Raw genomic sequence first — 18,698 nt, forward strand, 5'->3', positions numbered from 1 at the left:
CTTTCTTCACCATCCACAACCAACGCTCCTGAGAGCACCAGTCGCTTCAAACACCAGAGGTATTCAGCAGCGAAGCCTGCCAGTGTATGTCATTTTGGGTGCCGAAGCCAACGCGAGATGAAAAGAATCTTGCAGTGAGACCGCTCCACAGCTTGCCGCGTCTTCAGGCACCGCTTGATCTCACTGCGCTCCCCAGGAGCGACTCCATTCGCCCCCATATATATAGAGGCGTACGCTCCCCCAACTAGGGCGCCATCGAGCAACTCCCGCAGCGCCCCCATGACATCAGAAACATTCACCCACCTGCATCGGCTCAGCCCCCAATGAAAAAGGCCCGTCGGACATACGTCCGACGGGCCTTTGAACCAACTCAACTACAGCCGGCCGCTCAGCGCCCGGTTCAGCCTCGTTTAGTAATAGCGCGAGCTGTTCATGCGGCGCATCGCTTCGTACAGCGTGGGCATGCGCACTTCTTGCGAACGACGGTTCATGCGAGCCAGTGCGTCGACCTTGGCGACGGCCTCAACCGACACGACGTCGTCCGACTGCTGGCGCCACACCGCGGCTTGCAACTCTTGCATGATGCGCGGGTCGCTTTGCGCGGTCGCCAGGAAGCGGGCGTCTGCACGCGCTTGCGCACGGCGCTCTGCAGCTTCGCGCCACAGGGTGGCCAGGCTGCTCTTGCGGACCGAGCCGACGAAGAGCGCGAACAGGGCGATGGCGGCAACGCAGAACACGGTCCATGCGGCGAGCAGCGCGCCTTCGTCCCAGTTGGAGACGATCTTGTCGGCGACCACGAGCACGGCGGCCGCGAGGGCCAGCACGAACAGTGCGATCAGCGGACGGGCGCCATGGGCACCGGCACGGGCGGCCTGGATCTGGCCGAAGAGAACTTCGGCGCGACGGACGCCGGGATGTTCGGTGGGTTGGTCAACGTGGACAAAGCTGGTCATGATGCATCCCTCCTGGGGATAAGTGGTAATCAGTGGTGGCGAACAAGGCCGATGACCCGATATTAGGGAATACCCCAGTGTTCCGCCACTTTATCTTTCTGATGTTTATCATTCATATCGCTGATGGACGTCAATTTCCGCACATTCGACCTCAACCTGCTGCGCGTCTTCGACGAGGTGATGGCGGAGCGCAACCTCACGCGCGCCGCCCGCAACCTCGCGATCACCCAGCCGGCCGTAAGCAACTCGCTGCGCCGCCTGCGCGAATTGCTGGGCGACGAGCTGGTGCGGCGTTCCGGTGCGGGCGTGGAACCCACGCCGCGCGCGCAAGCCCTCTGGCCGACGGTGCGCGACGCCTTGCGCCAGCTGCAGCACACGCTGGCGCCCGGCGAGTTCGATGCCGGCACCGCCGACACGACCTTCCTGCTGGCCATGGCCGACGCCACGGCCGCCGAACTCATGCCGGGCCTGGTGAAGATTGCGGAAGAAGAAGCCCCGGCCATCTCGCTGCGCGTGCTGCCGCTGACCACGCGCGACCCGCGCCGCATGCTGGAGCACGAAGAAGTCGACATGGCGATCGGGTACTTTCCCGCCGTGATCGCGAGCCTCGCGGCGCGCGGCCAGTCGGGGGTGGGGGTGCCGTTCGAGACCCAGCGGCTCTACCTGGGCCAGTATGTCTGTGTGATGCGCCGCGGCCATCCGCTCGCCGGCGCACCGCTGACGCTCGACAGCTACTGCACAGCGCGGCACCTGCTGGTGAGTTTTTCAGGGCGGCCGTACGGCTTCATCGACCAGACGCTGGGCGCCATGGGGCGCGAGCGGCGGATCGCGGTGACGGTGAACCAGTTCTTCACCGCCGGGCGCGTGGTCGCGAATTCGGACCTGCTGGCGGTGCTGCCGCGTCACTTCGTGAGCGTGACGGGCATCGAGAATCAGCTGGTGGTGCGGGACCTGCCCTTCGACCAGCCGCCGGTGCACGTGGATGCCATCTGGCACCGGCGCGCCCAGCATGGGCATTCGCACGAGTGGCTGCGTACGGCGCTGTTGCGCTCGGCGGCCGCGGCGTTCGCGGGCTCGGTCCACGGACAGGCGTGACCTGCCCTTGGATCCCGGGTGCGCCGCACGGGGCGGCGCGCGTCAGCGAATTACCTGACGACGCTGAGCCAGGCGGAAGCCGCCGCACGCAGCTCCTGCGCGTGGTGCGCACCGCGACCGGCACGGCTGTCGGCGCTTTCCATCAGCGCGGCAGCGTGGCTGGCGGGGGTCTGGCTCGGCGACGAACGGAAGAAACGGGCCACTTGGGCAAGAAGACTGAACATGACGGTGCGCGGCTTGTGGCTGCGACGGGGTTGATTAACGATGGATGTAGATTAAGGGTAATCCCTAGTAAAGCAAGCCCCAGGTTATGCATCTCACGCATAGTGCGATTCACCTAGACTGACCCGACGATGAAGCTGCAACTGCTCTCCGACCTCCACCTGGAATCCCACCCCAACTTTCATGCCGACCCCATCCCGGGCGCCGACCTGCTGGTGCTCGGGGGCGACATCGGCTCCTACCAGGAAGGCTCCCGCCTGACGGACACCGATTTCGGGCTGGGCCGCTTCTCGCCGCGCAAGGGCTGGCCGACGCCGGTGGTCTACGTGCCGGGCAACCACGAGTACGACAACCTCGATTTCGACGCGACGCATGCGCGCCTGCGGGCGCTGTGCGACGAGCTCGGCATCCTCTGGCTGGAGCGCGAGACGCTGGTCATCGAGGGCATCCGCTTCATCGGCACCACGCTGTGGGCCGATTTCGACGCGCTGATCGAGCCCCGCGACGGCCTCGCCGAGGCGCTCAAGAAGCGCGGCAAGGCGATGCGCGCGGCCGACTTCTACCTCGAGAAGATGGCCGGCACGCGCAACGGCAAGCCTTTCATGTCTGCCGAAATGAGAGAGCAAGCACTCACCTGCCAGACCTGGTTGCGCGACGCGCTGGCCCAGCCCTACGACGGCACGACGGTGGCCATCACCCATTTCGCACCCAGCCTCGCGAGCGCCGATCCGCGCTACGGGCTTACGCCCGGCACCGCAGGCTTCTGCAATTCGCTCGACGAGCTGCTGCCGCATGCGCAGCTGTGGCTGCACGGCCACCTGCATTGCCCGTTCGACTATGTGAAGGACGGCTGCCGCGTGGTCGCCAACCCGCTGGGCTACCGCAGCAACGGCGAGCAAGAGGGCTACCAGCCCCAGTTGCTGATCGAAATCCGCTGACCGGGCGTTTCGCCGCTCAGGCGGTGCGCCCCTTGGCCACGAGCCGGATGCCCGGCATGAGTTCGGCCGCGAGCTCGGGCCGCTCCAGCGCGTAATCGAGGTTCATGCGCGCGATCTCGACGTGCTCTTCGCCGAGCGCCTGCGCCCGCGAGCCCTGGCCGCGCTCGATGGCCTGCACCATCGCATGGTGCGTGCGGTGCGCCTGGCGCATCCATTGCTGGCCCTCCTCCATTGACGACTGCATGGGCAGCATCGCGCTGGGCGCGGCGAAGGGCTGGCCGCCGAGCATGTCCATCACGCGCTTGAGCGCAAGGTTGCCGCAGCCTTCGAGGATCAGCCGGTGGAAGCGGTCGTTCATCTCGACGTACGCCGCGTAGTCGTCGATCTCCATGCTGGGCTTGTTGACGGCGCGGTCGCCGTCTTCCAGGCAGTCCTTCAGATCGCGCAGCAACTGGCGCGACACACCGTCTTCCGCCAGCAGGCGGGCGGCAAAGCCTTCGATCACGCCACGCACACGGATGGCATCGGCCACTTCCTGCGAGGTGAAGCGGCGCATCTGGTAGCCGCCGCTGGGCGACTGCTCGATGAGCCCTTCGTGCTCGAGGCTGGCCAGCGCCAGGCGCACCGGCGTGCGCGAGGCCCCGAGCTTCTCGGCCAGCGGGATCTCGGCCAGCCGCTCTCCAGGCACGAATTCGCCCTTGAGGATCAGGTCGCGCAGTTGCACGAGCACGCGGGATTGTTGGGAGTCCATCGGGAGGCGCCAGGGCAACAAGGAGAGGGATGAATGGGCGGATTCTAGGAGACCCGCCCGCCACTGCACGCAGCATAGCCAAACGGGCGCGGTTGTTGCATGCACTGCAAACAGAAGTGTGTCAAAAATACACAATCACCTCAGAGTTAACCCTATATATGGCCGCTTCAAGCCCCAAAAAAGGGCGAATCGGCCGATGAAAGTTTGACCTTTGTCAAAAATCACCAAGACAATGCATACAACTGCATGCAATGCCTGCAGGCCTTCTGACAAAGACCTCTCGATGGAGCCCGCACGATGATCAGCGCCGAGCAAAACGATTTCATCACCCGCGTCGGACCCGGCGCGCCCGCCGGCAAGCTGCTGCGCCGCTACTGGCAGCCGGTGGCCCTGGCCGACGAACTGGCGGGCCCGCGCCCGGTCAAGCCCGTGAAGCTCATGGGCCAGGACTTCGTGCTGTTCCGCGACGAGAGCGGCCAGCTCGGCATGCTCGACCGCGACTGCCCGCACCGCGGTGCCGACCTGGCCTTCGGCCGGCTGGAAAACGGCGGCATCCGCTGCGCCTTCCACGGCTGGCTGTTCGACGCCAAGGGCAACTGCCTGGAGACCCCCGCCGAGCCCGCCACCAGCAAGCTGTGCAGCCGCATCAAGCAGTCGGCCTACCCGGTGGTCGAGAAGGCCGGCATCGTCTTCGCGTACATCGGCGAGGGCGAGCCCCCGGCCTTCCCCGACTTCGACTGCTTCGTCGCCCCCGACAGCCACACCTTCGCGTTCAAGGGCCTCTTCGAATGCAACTGGCTGCAGGCGCTCGAAGTGGGCATCGACCCCGCGCACGCCTCGTACCTGCACCGCTTCTTCGAGGACGAGGACACATCGGAAAGCTACGGCAAGCAGTTCCGCGGCGCCTCGGCCGACTCCGACATGCCCATCACCAAGGTGCTGCGCGAGTACGACCGCCCCGACATCAGCGTGGAACCCACCGACTACGGCTTCCGCCTGAAGGCGCTGCGCAAGCTCTCCGAAGACACCACCCACGTGCGCGTGACCAACGTGGTGTTCCCGCAGGCCTTCGTGATCCCGATGAGCGCCGAGATGACCATCTCGCAGTGGCACGTGCCCGTGGACGACACGCACTGCTACTGGTATGCCGTGTTCACCAGCTTCACCGGCCCGGTCGACAAACAGCAGATGCGCGACCAGCGCCTGAAGCTGTACGAGCTGCCCGACTACACCTCGCGCAAGAACAAGCGCAACAACTACGGCTTCAGCATCGAGGAACAGCTGACCGAAACCTACACCGGCATGGGCGACGACATCAACGTGCACGACCAGTGGGCGGTGGAGTCGCAAGGCGCCATCCAGGACCGCACGCGCGAGCACCTGGGCAGCACCGACAAGGGCATCATTGCCTACCGCCGCGTGCTGGTGAAGGCCATCGAGGCCACGCTCGCCGGCGAAACCGCGCCGATGCTCATCGACGCCGCGCAGGCCAGCGCCATGACCGGCCCGCCGTCGATCGACGGCATCGGCAAGGTGGTCGATGAAGCCGCCACCGAGGCCTACTGGCAGGACGCCGACCGCGCGCGCCGCCTGAAGTCCGACTGGGCGTCCGCACGCCTGGCCGCCACGGCCTGAGCACGCCGCCATGAGCAGCACCAACACCTTCGTCGACCGCTTCGGTCTCTGGTCGGCCGACCAGCATGCGCAGGCGCGCGAACTCGTGCGCCGCATCGACAGCGGCGAGGTGGACACCGTCCGCTTCGCCTGGCCCGACCAGCACGGCCTGCTGCGCGGCAAGACCCTGGTCGCGGGCGAGGCGCGCTCGGCCCTGTGGGAGGGCGTGAACCTCACCTCCACCCTGCTGGCCAAGGACACCTCGCACAAGACCGTGTTCCCCGTGTTCACGCAGGGCGGCGGCTTCGCCATCGAGGGCCTGCAGGGCGGCGCCGACTTCACCATCGTGGCCGACCCCGCCACCTTCAAGGTGCTGCCCTGGGCGCCGCGCACCGGCTGGATCCTGTGCGACGCCTACATGGCCGACGGCCGGCCCTGCCCCTTCGCCACGCGGCAGATCCTGCAGCGCGCGGTGACGCAGCTCGACGAGTTGGGGCTGGACTTCATCGCCGGCCTCGAGGTCGAGTTCCACGTCTTCAAGCTCGAAGACGCGCGCATGGGCCTGCCCGACTCGGGCCAGCCCGGCGAACCGCCGCGCGTGTCGCTGCTCTCGCACGGCCACCAGTACCTGACCGAGCTGCGCTACGACCGCGTCGACGGCCTCATGGAACTGCTGCGCTCGCAGCTCGTGGCGCTCGGCCTGCCGCTGCGCTCGCTGGAGATCGAGTTCGGCCCGAGCCAGTTCGAGCTCACCTTCGGCCCCACGGCCGGCGTGACGCCCGCCGACACGATGGTGCTGCTGCGCAGCGCCATCAAGCAGATCTGCCAGCGCGCCGGCCTGCATGCCACCTTCATGTGCCGCCCGAAGATCCCGAACGTGATGTCCAGCGGCTGGCACCTGCACCAGTCGCTGCGCCGCAAGAGCGACGGCGTGAACGCCTTCATGCCCGAGCCCGGCGGGCGCGACCTCAGCGAGATCGGCATGCACTACCTCGGCGGCCTGAAGGCGCACGCCTGCGGCGCCGCGGCACTGGCCAGCCCGACGATCAACGGCTACCGCCGCTACCGCCCCTTCTCGCTCGCGCCCGACCGCGCGATCTGGGCCCGCGACAACCGCGGCGCGATGCTGCGCGTGCTCGGCGGCCCGGGCCAGAACGCCTCGCGCATCGAGAACCGCGTGGGCGAACCGACGGCCAACCCGTACCTGTACCTCGCATCGCAGCTGTTCTCGGGCCTGGACGGCATCCGCAACAAGACCGACCCAGGCCCCTCGGCCGACGCACCGTACGAAACGCCGGCAGAGCAATTGCCGCGATCGCTCGGCGACGCCCTCGCCTGCCTGCGCCGCGACGAAATGCTCAACACGCAGATGAGCAAGACCTTCGTCGACTACCTGTGCCACATCAAGGAAGCGGAAATCGCCCGCTTCAACCTCGAAGTCTCGGAGTGGGAACACCGCGAGTACTTCGACATGTTCTGAACCCTTCAATGCCCACGATCCACTACATCCTCAAGGACGGCACCACGCGCGAGGTCGACGCCAAGGTCGGCGCCAGCGTGATGGAGACCGCCATCCGCGGCAACGTGCGCGGCATCGATGCCGAGTGCGGCGGCTGCTGCTCGTGCGCGACCTGCCACGTCTACGTCGACGACGCGTTCCTCGAACTGCTGCCGCCGCCCGACGACATGGAAAGCGCGCTGCTCGATGCCGTCGCGTCCGAGCGCCGGCCCGGTTCGCGCCTGAGTTGCCAGCTCAGCGTGAGCGCCGCCCTCGATGGCCTCACGGTGCGTGTGCCCGATACACAGGTCTGACCAACGCGTCGGGCATCATCGCCCGCTGCCAAACATCCGGTTACAAGCCAGCGGCGCCCGCGCGGCGCATTCCACTCCCACTGAAAGGCGTTTTTTCATGACGACGACGATGACCAAGCGAACCCTCCTCTCGACCCTGCTGCTCGCCGGCCTCGGCATGGCGGGTGCTGCTCAAGCCCAGACCACGGAGCCGCTGCGCATCGGCCTCATCGCGACCTACTCCGGCCCCTACGCCGACTACGGCCGCCAGTTCGACGCCGGCATCGCGCTGTACCTGAAGGAGCACGGCGGCAAGGTGGGCGGGCGCACCGTCGAGATCATCAAGAAGGACACCGCCGGCCCGGCGCCCGACGCCGCCAAGCGCATCGCGCAGGAGCTCATCGTGCGCGACAAGGTGAGCATCCTCACCGGCCTGGACTTCAGCCCCAACGCCTACGCCGTGGGCGCCATCGCCACGCAGGCCAAGATCCCCACGCTGGTGATGAACGCCGCCTCCTCGTCCATCACCACCAGCTCGCCCTACGTGGCGCGCCTGTCGTTCACCGTGCAGCAGGTCACCGACCCGATGGCGCGCTACATGCTCAAGCAGGGCGTGAAGGACGCCTACACCGTGGTCGCCGACTACGCCTCGGGTGTCGATGCCGAGACCGCGTTCAAGAAGGCCTTCACCGCCGGCGGCGGCAAGGTCTCGGGCGAGGTGCGCACGCCGATGAACAACCCCGACTTCTCGGCCTACGTGCAGCGCATCAAGGACGCCAAGCCCCAGGCCGTGTTCTTCTTCTTCCCCTCGGGCGTGATGCCACCGGCCTTCCTCAAGGTGTGGAAGGAGCGCGGCATGGAGCAGGCCGGCATCAAGCTCTTTGCCACCGGCGAAGCCACCGACGACAGCTACCTGGACGCCACCGGCGACGTGGCGCTGGGCCTGGTCACCAGCCACCACTACTCGTTCGCGCACAACTCGCCCAAGAACCAGAAGTTCGTGAAGGACTTCGCCGCCGACAACGGCGTCAAGCTGCGCCCCAGCTACTTCGCCGTGACCGCCTACGACACCATGGCCGCCATCGACCTGGCGCTGGCCAAGACCAAGGGCGACACCGCCGGCGACAAGTTCATGGACGCGCTCAAAGGCCTGAGCTTCGAGAGCCCGCGCGGCCCGATCGAGATCGACGCGGCCACGCGCGACATCGTGCAGACCGTCTACATCCGCAAGACCGAGCGCGCCAACGGCCAGCTGGTGAACGTGGAGTTCGACAAGTTCGAGCGCGTCAAGGACCCGGCCAAGGAAGCCGCTCCCAAGTAAGCCAACGCCAGCCAGCACGCAGCAAGCAGGAAATTCATGGGCATCGTGATCTTCGATGGAGTGGCCTACGGCATGCTCCTGTTTCTCATCGGCGTGGGCCTGTCCATCACGATGGGACTCATGAATTTCGTCAACCTCGCGCACGGCAGTTTCGCGATGGTGGGCGGCTACGCGGCCAGCGTGCTCATGAACCAGGGGGGCCTGGGCTTCGGGCTCTCGCTGGCGGCGGCCTTCGTGGCGGCGGCGGTGGTGGGCGCGGTGCTGGAGTTCGTGTTCTACCGGCGGCTGTACCGCGCGCACCCGCTGGACCAGGTGCTGCTGTCGATCGGCGTGGTGTTCGTCTCGATCGCCGCCTTCACCTACTTCTTCGGCCCGACGATGCAGCCCTTCACGCTGCCGAAGGCACTCGAGGGCCAGGTGTCGCTGCTGGGCCTCGAAGTGGGCCGCTACCGCCTGTTCCTGATCGGCTGCGGCGTGGCCGTGCTGGTCGCGCTGCTGCTGGGCCTGGGCAAGACGCGCTACGGCGCGATGGTGCGCGCCGCGGTCGACAACCAGCGCGTGGCGGGCGGCACGGGCATCCACGTGCAGCGCCTGTTCTTCCTGACCTTCTCGCTGGGCTGCGGCCTGGCGGGCCTGGGCGGCGCGCTGAGCCTGGGCATGCTGGGGCTGGAGCCGTCGTTCCCGCTCAAGTACCTCGTCTACTTTTTGATGGTGGTGTGCGTGGGCGGTGCGGGCACCGTCACCGGGCCGTTCATCGCGGCGCTGCTGGTCGGCATCGTCGACGTGGCGGGCAAGTACTACCTGCCTGAAACGGGCGCCTTTCTCATCTACGTGTTCATGATCGTCATGCTGCTGGTGCGCCCGAACGGCATCGTCGCCAAGAAGGGGCTCGCATGAAGCCGCTGAGCCTCTCCCCCGCGCAGCTGCGCGTGGCCGAAATCGCCTTCTGGCTCGCGCTCGCGTCGAGCTTCTTCCTCTTGCCCGACAAGCTCACGCTGATGAGCCAGATCATGATCTTCGGGCTCTTCGCCGTGTCGCTGGACATGGCGCTGGGCTACGCGGGCATCCTCACGGTGGGCCACGCCGCCTTCTTCGGTGCGGGCGCGTACGCGGCCGGCCTGCTCGCCAAGTACGGCTGGAGCGAGCCCTTCACCGGCCTGGCGTTCGCGCTCGCCGTGTGCGGCCTGCTGGGCTACGTGCTGAGCTACCTCGTAGTGCGCGGCGCCGACCTCACGCGGCTGATGATCACCATCGGCGTGTGCGTGCTGCTGTTCGAGCTGGCCAACCGGCTCTCGGGCATCACGGGCGGCACCGACGGCCTGCAGGGCGTGGTGATCGCGCCGGTGCTGGGCCTGTTCGACTTCGACCTCTACGGCAAGACCGCGTTCGGCTATGCCTTCGGCGTGGTGCTCGCGATGTTCCTGCTGGTGCGGCTGGTGCTGCGCTCGCCCTTCGGCCTGGCGCTGCGCGGCATCCACGACAGCCGCAAGCGCATGACGGCCATCGGCTCGCCGGTGGAAGCGCGCCTGCGCATGGCCTATGCGATGTCGGCCGCGGTGGCCGGCGTGGCGGGCGCGCTGCTGGCGCAGACCACGCAGTTCGTGGGCATCGAATCGATCAGCTTCAACCGCTCGGCCGAAGTGCTGATCATCCTCGTGCTCGGCGGCACCGGGCGGCTGTACGGCGGGCTCATCGGCGCCATCGTCTACATGCTGGTGCACGACTGGTTCGCCGACATGAACCCGCAGTACTGGATGTTCTGGCTCGGCATCTTCCTGATCGCGGCCGTCATGCTGGGACGCGGCGGGATCATGGGCGCGCTCTCGCGCGTGGTGCGCACGGGGAAGGCGCGATGAGCTCCACCACCTCCACCACCACGCACGCCCTGCGCACGCAGAACCTGGGCATCCGCTTCGGCGCCTTCCAGGCCGTGAGCGAGGTCAACCTGTCGCTCGAGCCCGGTGCGCGGCAGGCGCTGATCGGCCCCAACGGCGCCGGCAAGACCACGCTCATCAACCTGCTCACAGGCGTGTTCAAGCCCACCAGCGGCCAGATCCACCTGGGCCCGCGCGACATCACGCGCCTGCCCGGCGACAAGCGCGCCCGCATGGGGCTGGCGCGCACCTTCCAGATCAACACGTTGTTCCCCAGCCTCACGCCGCTGCTGTCGGTGGTGCTGGCCATCAGCGAGCGCGAAGGCCTGGGCGCCACCTGGTGGCGGCCGCTCAAGGGCTGCACGGCCGTGTTCGACGAAGCGCATGCGCTGCTCGCCACGCTGAAGCTCGACGCCCTGGCCGACGTGCCCGTGGCCGAGCTGGCCTACGGCAAGCAGCGGCTGCTCGAGATTGCGCTGGCGCTCGCCGCCAAGCCCCGCATCCTGCTGCTCGACGAGCCCGCCGCCGGCGTGCCGGAGGACGAGAGCGGCGAACTCTTCGAAGCCATCGCGGCGCTGCCGGCGGACATCAGCGTGCTCTTCATCGAGCACGACATGAAGCTCGTGTTCCGCTTTGCGCGCCGCATCTCGGTGCTGGTCGGCGGCCGCATCCTCACCGAAGGCACGCCCGCCGAGATCGGCGCCGACCCGCGCGTGCGCGAGGTCTACCTGGGAAGCTCGCACCACCATGGCTGACACCGCAACCGCCGCCCTCGCCTTCGACCGCGTCACCGCCGGCTACGGCAACGCCGTGGTCCTCGACCGCCTCGACTTCTCGCTGCGGCCCGGCGAAAGCCTGGCCATCCTCGGGCGCAACGGCGTGGGCAAGACCACGCTGCTCGAAACGCTGATGGGCAACACCCGCGTGATGCAGGGTGCGATCCGCTGGCAGGGCGCCGACATCACGCGCTGGCCCGCGCACCAGCGCGTGCGCGCCGGGCTGGGCTGGGTGCCGCAGGAGCGCGAGGTGTTCCCCTCGCTCACGGTGGAAGAAAACCTCACGGTGATCGCCCGTCCCGGCAGCTGGACCTTGCAACGCGTCTACGAGTTCTTTCCGCGCCTGCGCGAGCGGCGCGGCAACTACGGCAACCAGCTCTCGGGCGGCGAGCAGCAGATGCTGGCCATCGGCCGCGCGCTCATGACCAACCCGAAGCTGCTGCTGCTCGACGAGCCGATGGAAGGCCTCGCGCCGATCATCGTGGAAGAGCTGGCGGCGGCGATCCGGCGCCTGTGCGAATCCGAAGGCCTGGCCTCGATCGTGGTGGAGCAGCACCCGGTGCTGGCCCTGGACATGACGCACCAGGCGATCGTGCTGGAGCGCGGCACCGTCGTGCACGCCGGCCCGAGCGCGGCGCTCGCGGCCGACAAGGACTTGCTCGAAGGCTTGCTGGGCGTCGGCATCGCCGAAGCGCCGGCCGGCTGAGCCGTCAGGCCAGGCCGATCCTCCGGGCCCGCACGAAGAAACGCCACGACGCCAGTCCGCCGGCGATGAGGCTCACGCCCCACGACAGCCACACGCAGGTGTAGAGGATGAAGGCCAGGCCGACGTCCACCACGGGCGCCAGGAAGGTCGTGTCCTTGCCGAACAGCACGTGGGTGCCCAGGCCCCACCACACGAAGTACGGCAGCACGGCCAGGCACAGGCCGTAGACGAGGCTGGCCACCAGCGGGCCCAGGTACTCGCGCAGCACGGCCCAGCGCACGAGGAAGAACAGGGCCAGGTCCAGCAGCACCAGGGCCAGCAGGCCGAGGCCCAGGATGAGTTCGAGGGTCATGGCCGCACTGTAAGCACGCCGGCCCGCGACAGGGCCGCGCGTGTGCCGGCGTACCGGCAGGCGTACCGCGCGCCGCAGCGCGCGGTACGCCTCGACCGCATCAGCTCAGCATCTGCCCGCGGCTGCCGATCACGGCCACGTCCACGAACTGGCCGCCTTCGCGGTTGGAGCGGCCGTAGTTGATCTTCACGCCGCCCAGGTCGAAGTTCTCGATGCTCGCCATGCCTCCGAGCACGGCGGCGCGCGTCGGCGCGGGGCCGGCGCGGCGCAGGCCCTCGGCCAGCACGGCGGCGTTCATGTAGCCCTCCAGGCTGGTGAGCGAAAAATCCTTGGTGCCGTTGGCCACCATGTCGGCCTGGTAGCGGCGCACGATCTCGAACTTGGTCGAGTACGGCGACGGCACCACGATCACGAAGCCCAGGCCGCGTGCCAGGTCGCCCATGGCCGACAGCGCGCTGGCCGTGATCGACAAGCCATAGGCCGAGCTGCTGTTGCCCGCGCCGCGCAGCGCCTTCAGGAACACCGGCGCCGTGCCGGCCAGGCCGACCACCACCACCTGCGGCTTGGCCTTGGCGATGGCCTCGGCGGCCGGGCCCACTTCCATGCTCGTGGTGTTGGGCGTGGTGGCGATCACCGCCGGCTCCAGCTTGGCCTTGGCCAGCGCGTTCTTGAACGCCGCCAGCACCGACTGGCCCAGCGGGTCGTTCGAATGCACGAGGCCGATGCGGGTCTGGCCCAGCACGGCGGCCGTGCTCACCAGCTTGTCGACCTCCTGGTCGTAGTTGGCGCGCACCCAGAAGGTGTTGGGCGAGGTCTTCTTGCGCAGCGCGATGGTGCCGGTGATCGGGCCGACCACGGCCATGCCGGGCACCGCATCCATCACCTCGGCGGTCTGGCGCGTGCCCAGCGGGTGCACCAGCGCGAGCACCGAGCCGTCCTTTTCGAAAGCCAGCGCGTTGGCCTTGGCCACCTCGGGCTTGAAGGTGTCGTCGGCCATCACGAGCTCGACCTTGCTGCCGTGGATGCCGCCGGCCTTGTTCAGCGCGTTGAAGAACGCGGTGGAGCCCTGGTACAGCCCCTGGCCGTTGGCTTTTTCGACGCTGCTGTTGTCGAAGGTCGTCCCGATGCGGATCGCACGGTTCTGCGCGAACGCCGGAAATCCCAGCCCGACGCCGGCCGCGGCGGCCGTCGTGGCGGCCAGCCCGGAAAGGGCACGGCGGCGGCTGGTGGAAAGCGGCGCGGTCGACTCGCGCGGCACGGGGACGGTCATGATCAAAGCCTCCAATAGTCGGTGACAAAAGTTCACATTTCAAACAGAAATGTAACGCACCTCACTGGATCGGTCATGACAAACCCTAGAGCAGCTCCTCGCCCACGATGGGTAAAAGCAACCAGTTCTTGAAGCGCAGCCAGAGGAATTCCCCCGGTTCGTCCTCGTGCACGATGTCGCCGCCGGCGTCGTCGTATTCGAGCCACTGCACGCGCCGACCGCCCGGCGCGAGCCGCAGCCGGTAGCCCAGGTTGACGCGCTCGCCGTTCATGAGCTTGTCGTAGTCCTGCACCAGCCGCGGGCTGTCGATCACCAGCCCCATCTCGGTGTTGACGGCGGCCGAGCGGTGGTCGAGGTTCATCGAGCCGACGAAGAAGCGCTCGTCGTCCACGATGGCCAGCTTGGCGTGCAACCGGCTGATCGACTTGCCGAAGTCGCCGAAGCGCCCCGAGCGCCCGGTGAGCGTGGGCGCAATCTCGTAGATGGTGACGCCGATCTTCAGCATGTCGGCGCGGTAGCGCTCGTAGCCCGCGTAGGCCAGCGGTTCGTCGGTGGCGCCCAGCGAATTGGTGACCACCGTGATGCGCCCGCCGCGCTCGATGGTCGCCTTCATCATCGCCATGCCGCGCGCGCCCGGAATGAAGTACGGCGAGCCGATCTTGACTTCGTGCTTCGCCGCCTGGATCACGCCGAGCGCGCCCTCGGTCACGCTGCCGCCGTAGGCCGCCTCGGCCTTGCGCGTGATCTTGTCGGGGTCGTCCACGAACAGCGTGGCCGGGGCCCAGTAGCGGTCGATGCGGCCGGTGGTGAGCTGCTCGCCGAGCGGCGACTTGTTCAGGATGTCGCGCTGGCGCATGGGCACGTCGGGCACGGCCGCGCGCGCCAGGGTGTCGAAGCGCCGCTGGGCTTCTTCCACCGGCACGCGCCGCGGCGCGATGCGCTCGATGGGCCAGGCGTGCTCGCTGTTCCAGTAGCGGTCGAAGCCCTCGGACATGCGGCGCACGATCGGCCCGCTGGAGAGCACGTCCATGTCGATGAAGTTCGCCGCCGTGCTGCGCATGAAGTACTCGTTGGCGATGTTGCGCCCACCCGAGACCGCGAAGCTGTTGTCGGCCACCAGCAGCTTGTTGTGCATGCGGTGGTTGATGCGCCCGAAGTCGCCCAGCGAGAACAGCAGCCGCGCGGGCAGCGAGCCGGCGCGCGAGGGCAGCGGGTTGAACAGCCGCACCTCGATGTTCGGGAAGGCCGAGAGGCTGCTGAACACCTCGTCCTCGCCTGCCGTGTACAGGTCGTCCACCAGCAGCCGCACGCGCACGCCGCGCGCGGCGGCCTCGCGCAGCTCCTTGAGGAACAGCAGGCCGACGTCGTCGTTGCTGATCAGGTAGTACTGCACGTCGAGCGACTTCTGCGCATGCCGCGCCAGCGAGATGCGCGCGTCGAACGCGAACGCCGCCTCGGGCAGCAGCCGGAAGCCCGACAGCCCCGCCGCCCCGCCCTGCGGCGCGTCCTGGGCGGCCAGCCGGCCCAGGTCGGTGTCGGCCACGTCGGTGATCGCGTTCGTGAGCACCGGGTGCGGCTGCGGCGGCGGCAGGCTGGCGCAGCCCGCGAGCCAGGCGATGGCCAGCCCGCTCGACACCAGGGCGACGAAGCGACGGAGGCGGAACAGCGCGGCGGCCATGGGTCGCACTGTAGCGCCGCAGAGCCCGGCCGGGGCGGCATGCCGCCCTATGATCAACGGCACACACGGCAGCCAACGAAAAGAAGGAAAAAACGCGTGCTCAATGGGTTGTGGCTGGGGTTCTTCGGGATGGCGGCGCTCGCAGCGCTGGGACGGTGGCTCGTCGGCGGCGACCCGACCGTGTTCGCGGCGCTGGTCGAAAGCCTGTTCGCGATGGCGCGGCTGGCCGTCGAGGTGATGGTGCTGCTGTTCGGCACGCTCACGCTGTGGCTGGGCTTCCTGCGCATCGCGGAAACCGCCGGCCTCGTCGGATGGCTCGCGCGCCTGCTCGGGCCGCTGTTCCGGCGGCTGATGCCGGGCGTGCCGGCGGGGCACCCGGCGCTCGGGCTCATCACGATGAACTTCGCGGCCAACGCGCTGGGGCTGGACAACGCCGCCACCCCGATCGGCCTGAAAGCCATGCGCGAACTGCAGCGCCTGAACCCCGACCCCGTGACGGCCACCAACGCGCAGATCCTGTTCCTGGTGCTCAACGCCTCGTCACTGACCTTGCTTCCCGTCACCATCTTCATGTACCGGGCACAACAGGGCGCGAGCGACCCGACGCTGGTGTTCCTGCCGATCCTGCTGGCCACGAGCGCCTCGACGCTGGTGGGCCTGCTGTCGGTGGCGGTGGTGCAGCGCCTGCGGCTGTGGGACCCGGTGGTGCTGGCCTACCTGGTGCCCGGCGCGCTGCTGCTGGGCGGTTTCATGGCGCTGCTGGGCACGCTGTCGGCGGCGGCCATCGCCTCGCTGTCGTCGCTGCTGGGCAATCTCACGCTGTTCGGCGTGATCATCGTGTTCCTGGCGGCCGGCGCGATCCGGCGCGTGAAGGTCTACGAGGCCTTTGTCGAAGGCGCGAAGGAAGGCTTCGACATCGCGAAGCACCTGCTGCCCTACCTCGTCGCGATGCTGTGCGCGGTGGGCGTGCTGCGCGCCTCGGGCGCACTCGACTTCGCGCTCGACGGCCTGCGCTGGCTGGTGCAGGCGGGTGGCTGGGACGCGCGCTTTGTCGACGCCATGCCCACGGCGCTCGTCAAACCCTTCTCGGGCAGCGCGGCCCGCGCGATGCTCATCGAGACCATGAAGACCCAGGGCGTCGACAGCTTTCCCGCGCTGGTGGCCGCCACCATCCAGGGCAGCACCGAAACCACCTTCTACGTGCTGGCGGTGTACTTCGGCGCGGTGGGCATCCAGCGCGCCCGGCACACCGTGGCCTGTGCCTTGCTGGCGGAGCTGGCGGGGGTGGTGGCGGCGATTGCGGTCTGCTACTGGTTCTTCGGCTGAAGCCTGCCTACTTGCGGGGCTCGACCACCGGGAACATCAGGTCGAAGTTGTCGAGCATCCCGAACAGCTCGCCCAGCTTCGCCCGGTTGCCGTCGATCTTCACGAGCCCCGACTGCACGGCCTCCGGAAAGGTCGTCTGCTTCAGCGTGATCGCGTCGAGCGTCGCCCGACTCAATGTGACGGTGGCGTCCGCCCCGGCCGCCTGCTGGTTCTTCACGTGCGTGAGCGCCGAGTTCTCCAGCGTCAGCACGAACTTCTGGTTCGAATCGGTGAAGTTCCAGTTGACCACCATCGTCTTGCCCTCGGCCTTGGCCGCATCGAGCCGCACGCCGAGGAAGTCGAAGAAGAGTTCGTTGCTCACCGCCTTCAGCGTGTCGCCGTTCGCGCTGCTGCCGCCCGGAATCTTCGGCACGCCGTTGCGCAGCTCCATCGCGCCCACCAGGTAGGCGCTGCGCCAGGTGCCCGCCTCCGACTGGTAGCCCAGCTGCTCGAGCGCGTCGGCGCCGAGTTCGCGTGCCGCGCGGTTGGCCGGGTCGGCGTACACCACCTGGCTCATCGCGCTGGCCACCCAGCGGTACTCGCCCTTCTTGAAGTCTTCGCGCGCGCGCGCCACCACCGCGTCGGCGCCGCCCATGTACTCGACCGTCTTCTTCGCCTGCGCCACCGGCGGCAGCGGATTCAGGTTGGCCGGGTTGGCGTCGTACCAGCCCAGGTACTTCTGGTAGACCGCCTTCGCGTTGTGGCGCAGCGTGCCGTAGTAGCCGCGCGTGGACCACTCCTGCTCCAGGCTCGCAGGCATGCGCAGCGTCTCGGCGATCTCGGACGCCGTGTAGCCGTGGTTCAGCAGGCGCAGCGACTGGTCGTTGATGAACTTGTACATGTCGCGCTGCTTCTTCAGCAGGTCGACGATGCGTTCGCGCCCCGTGGTGGGCCAGTGGTGCTGCGCGATGAGCACGTCGGTCTTGTCGCCGAAGGCCACGCGGGCCTCGTCGATGTATTTGGCCCACAGGTTGCCGTCGCGCACCTCGGCGCCGCGGATCGTGTAGAGGTTGTGCATGTTGTGCGTCACGTCCTCGGCCATGTTGAGCACGCGAAACTGCGGCAGGTACATGAGCATCTCGGACGGCGCCTCCGAGCCCGGCACCAGCTGGAACACGATCTGCACGCCGTCGATGGTGCGCTCCTCGGCGGTCTTCTCGATGGTCGAGGTGGGCGCGATCAGCGTCACGCTGCCGCGCGCCAGCGCCTTGCCCAGGCCCGTGTCGACCTGGCCGCGCGCGCCCGGCGGCAGCAGCGTGCCGAACTGGTACTGCGAGCGCCGGTTCATCGCGTTGCCCGCCAGGATGTTCTCGGCCACCGCCGACTCCATGAAGCCCGAGGGCGCGATCACCTGCACCTTGCCCGCGGCCACATCGGCCTCGCTGACCACGCCCTTCACGCCGCCGAAGTGGTCGGCATGGCCGTGCGTGTAGATCACCGTGCCGACCGGCTTCTTCGGGCGGTGCTGGTAGTACAGCTCCAGCGCGGCGCGCGCGGTCTCGGCGGCCAGCAGCGGATCGATCACGATCAGCGAGGTGTCGCCTTCGACGATGGTGACGTTCGCCAGGTCGAAGCCGCGCACCTGGTAGATGCGGTCGGTCACCTTGAACAGGCCGTGGATCGCATTGAGCTGCGCCTGCCGCCACAGGCTCGGGTTGACCGTGTCGGCCGCCTCGTTCGCCTTCAGGAAGTCGTAGGGCTTCATGTTCCAGACCGGGCGCGGGCCGCTGCCGCTCACCAGTGCGTCGGGCACGGTGCCGATGAAGCCGCGCATCGCGTCCTCGAAGTCCTGCTTGTTCGCGAAGGGCAGCGCCTTCGCCATGTCGGCGTTGGCCTTCAGCGTGACGGGCTCGGCCGCCTTGGGCGCGACCACCACCGGCTGCGCGGTGGCGGTGAAGGCGCAGGCCCAGGCGACAAGGGCCAGAGAGAAACGGCGGGGCGCGAAAGAAGCGGCAGGAGCAATGCGGGTCATCGATGTCTCGGGGTTGGGTC

Annotated in this window: 18 protein-coding genes; 11 read left to right on the plus strand and 7 right to left on the minus strand. The window is 68.1% G+C overall.

Features of this window, described 5'->3' with window-relative positions; all coding sequences use genetic code 11:
• Positions 1–410: 410 nt before the first annotated feature.
• Entirely contained in the window at positions 411–953 is a 543-nt protein-coding gene (locus AC1RL8_RS29535; RefSeq protein WP_159274334.1) for a hypothetical protein, read from the minus strand.
• 123 nt (positions 954–1,076) lie between these two features.
• On the opposite strand from AC1RL8_RS29535, the gene AC1RL8_RS29540 reads away from it, so the two are divergent.
• On the plus strand, positions 1,077–2,048 hold the full coding sequence (locus tag AC1RL8_RS29540; RefSeq protein WP_492686878.1) for a LysR family transcriptional regulator: 972 nt from the start codon (positions 1,077–1,079) through the stop codon (positions 2,046–2,048).
• A 50-nt stretch (positions 2,049–2,098) separates the two neighbouring features.
• Here the strand turns inward: AC1RL8_RS29540 and AC1RL8_RS29545 are convergent, their stop codons facing one another.
• Positions 2,099–2,272 carry a hypothetical protein gene (locus tag AC1RL8_RS29545; RefSeq protein WP_167394953.1) on the minus strand — a complete coding sequence of 58 codons (174 nt, stop codon included), beginning with the start codon at positions 2,270–2,272 and terminating at the stop codon, positions 2,099–2,101.
• Between the two features lie 129 nt (positions 2,273–2,401).
• Between AC1RL8_RS29545 and AC1RL8_RS29550 the strand changes: the two genes are divergently transcribed.
• On the plus strand, positions 2,402–3,208 hold the full coding sequence (locus AC1RL8_RS29550; protein ID WP_492686877.1) for a metallophosphoesterase: 807 nt from the start codon (positions 2,402–2,404) through the stop codon (positions 3,206–3,208).
• 16 nt (positions 3,209–3,224) lie between these two features.
• On the opposite strand, the gene AC1RL8_RS29555 is transcribed toward AC1RL8_RS29550, so the two are convergent.
• A complete protein-coding gene (locus tag AC1RL8_RS29555; RefSeq protein WP_062470492.1) occupies positions 3,225–3,959 on the minus strand; it encodes a GntR family transcriptional regulator in 735 nt (244 codons plus the stop codon).
• A gap of 297 nt (positions 3,960–4,256) precedes the next feature.
• Here AC1RL8_RS29555 and AC1RL8_RS29560 point away from each other — a divergent pair, with 297 nt between their 5' ends.
• The 8 genes from AC1RL8_RS29560 to AC1RL8_RS29595 all read left to right on the plus strand — a co-directional run bounded on the left by AC1RL8_RS29560 (position 4,257) and on the right by AC1RL8_RS29595 (position 12,041).
• Positions 4,257–5,594: an aromatic ring-hydroxylating dioxygenase subunit alpha gene (locus AC1RL8_RS29560; protein ID WP_354346201.1), complete on the plus strand. Its 1,338-nt coding sequence runs from the start codon at positions 4,257–4,259 to the stop codon at positions 5,592–5,594.
• Between the two features lie 10 nt (positions 5,595–5,604).
• Positions 5,605–7,053, plus strand: a complete 1,449-nt coding sequence (locus AC1RL8_RS29565; protein WP_492686876.1) for a glutamine synthetase family protein — start codon at positions 5,605–5,607, stop codon at positions 7,051–7,053.
• 8 nt (positions 7,054–7,061) lie between these two features.
• Complete coding sequence (locus AC1RL8_RS29570; RefSeq protein WP_062470484.1) at positions 7,062–7,385, plus strand: 2Fe-2S iron-sulfur cluster-binding protein; 324 nt, start codon at positions 7,062–7,064, stop codon at positions 7,383–7,385.
• Between the two features lie 97 nt (positions 7,386–7,482).
• The gene (locus AC1RL8_RS29575; protein WP_492686875.1) at positions 7,483–8,685 is read left to right on the plus strand and encodes an ABC transporter substrate-binding protein; all 1,203 of its coding nucleotides are present in this window, start codon (positions 7,483–7,485) and stop codon (positions 8,683–8,685) included.
• A 36-nt stretch (positions 8,686–8,721) separates the two neighbouring features.
• Positions 8,722–9,582 carry a branched-chain amino acid ABC transporter permease gene (locus AC1RL8_RS29580; protein ID WP_492686874.1) on the plus strand — a complete coding sequence of 287 codons (861 nt, stop codon included), beginning with the start codon at positions 8,722–8,724 and terminating at the stop codon, positions 9,580–9,582.
• Entirely contained in the window at positions 9,579–10,541 is a 963-nt protein-coding gene (locus AC1RL8_RS29585) for a branched-chain amino acid ABC transporter permease (protein ID WP_307696760.1), read from the plus strand. Before AC1RL8_RS29580 ends, AC1RL8_RS29585 begins: the two co-directional genes overlap by 4 nt.
• Positions 10,538–11,314 (plus strand): ABC transporter ATP-binding protein, encoded by a 777-nt coding sequence (locus AC1RL8_RS29590; protein ID WP_492686873.1) that lies wholly within the window; start codon positions 10,538–10,540, stop codon positions 11,312–11,314. Before AC1RL8_RS29585 ends, AC1RL8_RS29590 begins: the two co-directional genes overlap by 4 nt.
• Positions 11,307–12,041, plus strand: coding sequence for an ABC transporter ATP-binding protein (locus AC1RL8_RS29595; protein ID WP_492686872.1), 735 nt, complete (start codon positions 11,307–11,309; stop codon positions 12,039–12,041). The genes AC1RL8_RS29590 and AC1RL8_RS29595 overlap by 8 nt, the downstream gene beginning before the upstream one ends.
• A gap of 4 nt (positions 12,042–12,045) precedes the next feature.
• On the opposite strand, the gene AC1RL8_RS29600 is transcribed toward AC1RL8_RS29595, so the two are convergent.
• The 3 genes from AC1RL8_RS29600 to AC1RL8_RS29610 all read right to left on the minus strand — a co-directional run bounded on the left by AC1RL8_RS29600 (position 12,046) and on the right by AC1RL8_RS29610 (position 15,341).
• Positions 12,046–12,393 carry a hypothetical protein gene (locus tag AC1RL8_RS29600; protein ID WP_492686871.1) on the minus strand — a complete coding sequence of 116 codons (348 nt, stop codon included), beginning with the start codon at positions 12,391–12,393 and terminating at the stop codon, positions 12,046–12,048.
• A 100-nt stretch (positions 12,394–12,493) separates the two neighbouring features.
• Positions 12,494–13,663, minus strand: coding sequence for an ABC transporter substrate-binding protein (locus tag AC1RL8_RS29605; RefSeq protein ID WP_095747388.1), 1,170 nt, complete (start codon positions 13,661–13,663; stop codon positions 12,494–12,496).
• A gap of 85 nt (positions 13,664–13,748) precedes the next feature.
• A complete protein-coding gene (locus AC1RL8_RS29610; protein WP_062470465.1) occupies positions 13,749–15,341 on the minus strand; it encodes a phospholipase D family protein in 1,593 nt (530 codons plus the stop codon).
• 96 nt (positions 15,342–15,437) lie between these two features.
• On the opposite strand from AC1RL8_RS29610, the gene AC1RL8_RS29615 reads away from it, so the two are divergent.
• On the plus strand, positions 15,438–16,667 hold the full coding sequence (locus tag AC1RL8_RS29615; protein WP_062470462.1) for a nucleoside recognition domain-containing protein: 1,230 nt from the start codon (positions 15,438–15,440) through the stop codon (positions 16,665–16,667).
• Between the two features lie 7 nt (positions 16,668–16,674).
• On the opposite strand, the gene AC1RL8_RS29620 is transcribed toward AC1RL8_RS29615, so the two are convergent.
• A complete protein-coding gene (locus tag AC1RL8_RS29620; RefSeq protein WP_492686870.1) occupies positions 16,675–18,678 on the minus strand; it encodes an alkyl/aryl-sulfatase in 2,004 nt (667 codons plus the stop codon).
• Positions 18,679–18,698: the final 20 nt, after the last annotated feature.

It is taken from the genome of Variovorax sp. GW822-FHT04E09, from assembly GCF_058800845.1.

What these genes read in the sequence shown, in the direction of transcription:
- AC1RL8_RS29535 (WP_159274334.1), bottom strand. Translation starts at nt 953, where the DNA reads ATGACCAGCTTTGTCCACGTTGACCAACCCACCGAACATCCCGGCGTC.
- AC1RL8_RS29540 (WP_492686878.1), top strand. Translation starts at nt 1,077, where the DNA reads ATGGACGTCAATTTCCGCACATTCGACCTCAACCTGCTGCGCGTCTTC.
- AC1RL8_RS29545 (WP_167394953.1), bottom strand. Translation starts at nt 2,272, where the DNA reads ATGTTCAGTCTTCTTGCCCAAGTGGCCCGTTTCTTCCGTTCGTCGCCG.
- AC1RL8_RS29550 (WP_492686877.1), top strand. Translation starts at nt 2,402, where the DNA reads ATGAAGCTGCAACTGCTCTCCGACCTCCACCTGGAATCCCACCCCAAC.
- AC1RL8_RS29555 (WP_062470492.1), bottom strand. Translation starts at nt 3,959, where the DNA reads ATGGACTCCCAACAATCCCGCGTGCTCGTGCAACTGCGCGACCTGATC.
- AC1RL8_RS29560 (WP_354346201.1), top strand. Translation starts at nt 4,257, where the DNA reads ATGATCAGCGCCGAGCAAAACGATTTCATCACCCGCGTCGGACCCGGC.
- AC1RL8_RS29565 (WP_492686876.1), top strand. Translation starts at nt 5,605, where the DNA reads ATGAGCAGCACCAACACCTTCGTCGACCGCTTCGGTCTCTGGTCGGCC.
- AC1RL8_RS29570 (WP_062470484.1), top strand. Translation starts at nt 7,062, where the DNA reads ATGCCCACGATCCACTACATCCTCAAGGACGGCACCACGCGCGAGGTC.
- AC1RL8_RS29575 (WP_492686875.1), top strand. Translation starts at nt 7,483, where the DNA reads ATGACGACGACGATGACCAAGCGAACCCTCCTCTCGACCCTGCTGCTC.
- AC1RL8_RS29580 (WP_492686874.1), top strand. Translation starts at nt 8,722, where the DNA reads ATGGGCATCGTGATCTTCGATGGAGTGGCCTACGGCATGCTCCTGTTT.
- AC1RL8_RS29585 (WP_307696760.1), top strand. Translation starts at nt 9,579, where the DNA reads ATGAAGCCGCTGAGCCTCTCCCCCGCGCAGCTGCGCGTGGCCGAAATC.
- AC1RL8_RS29590 (WP_492686873.1), top strand. Translation starts at nt 10,538, where the DNA reads ATGAGCTCCACCACCTCCACCACCACGCACGCCCTGCGCACGCAGAAC.
- AC1RL8_RS29595 (WP_492686872.1), top strand. Translation starts at nt 11,307, where the DNA reads ATGGCTGACACCGCAACCGCCGCCCTCGCCTTCGACCGCGTCACCGCC.
- AC1RL8_RS29600 (WP_492686871.1), bottom strand. Translation starts at nt 12,393, where the DNA reads ATGACCCTCGAACTCATCCTGGGCCTCGGCCTGCTGGCCCTGGTGCTG.
- AC1RL8_RS29605 (WP_095747388.1), bottom strand. Translation starts at nt 13,663, where the DNA reads ATGACCGTCCCCGTGCCGCGCGAGTCGACCGCGCCGCTTTCCACCAGC.
- AC1RL8_RS29610 (WP_062470465.1), bottom strand. Translation starts at nt 15,341, where the DNA reads ATGGCCGCCGCGCTGTTCCGCCTCCGTCGCTTCGTCGCCCTGGTGTCG.
- AC1RL8_RS29620 (WP_492686870.1), bottom strand. Translation starts at nt 18,678, where the DNA reads ATGACCCGCATTGCTCCTGCCGCTTCTTTCGCGCCCCGCCGTTTCTCT.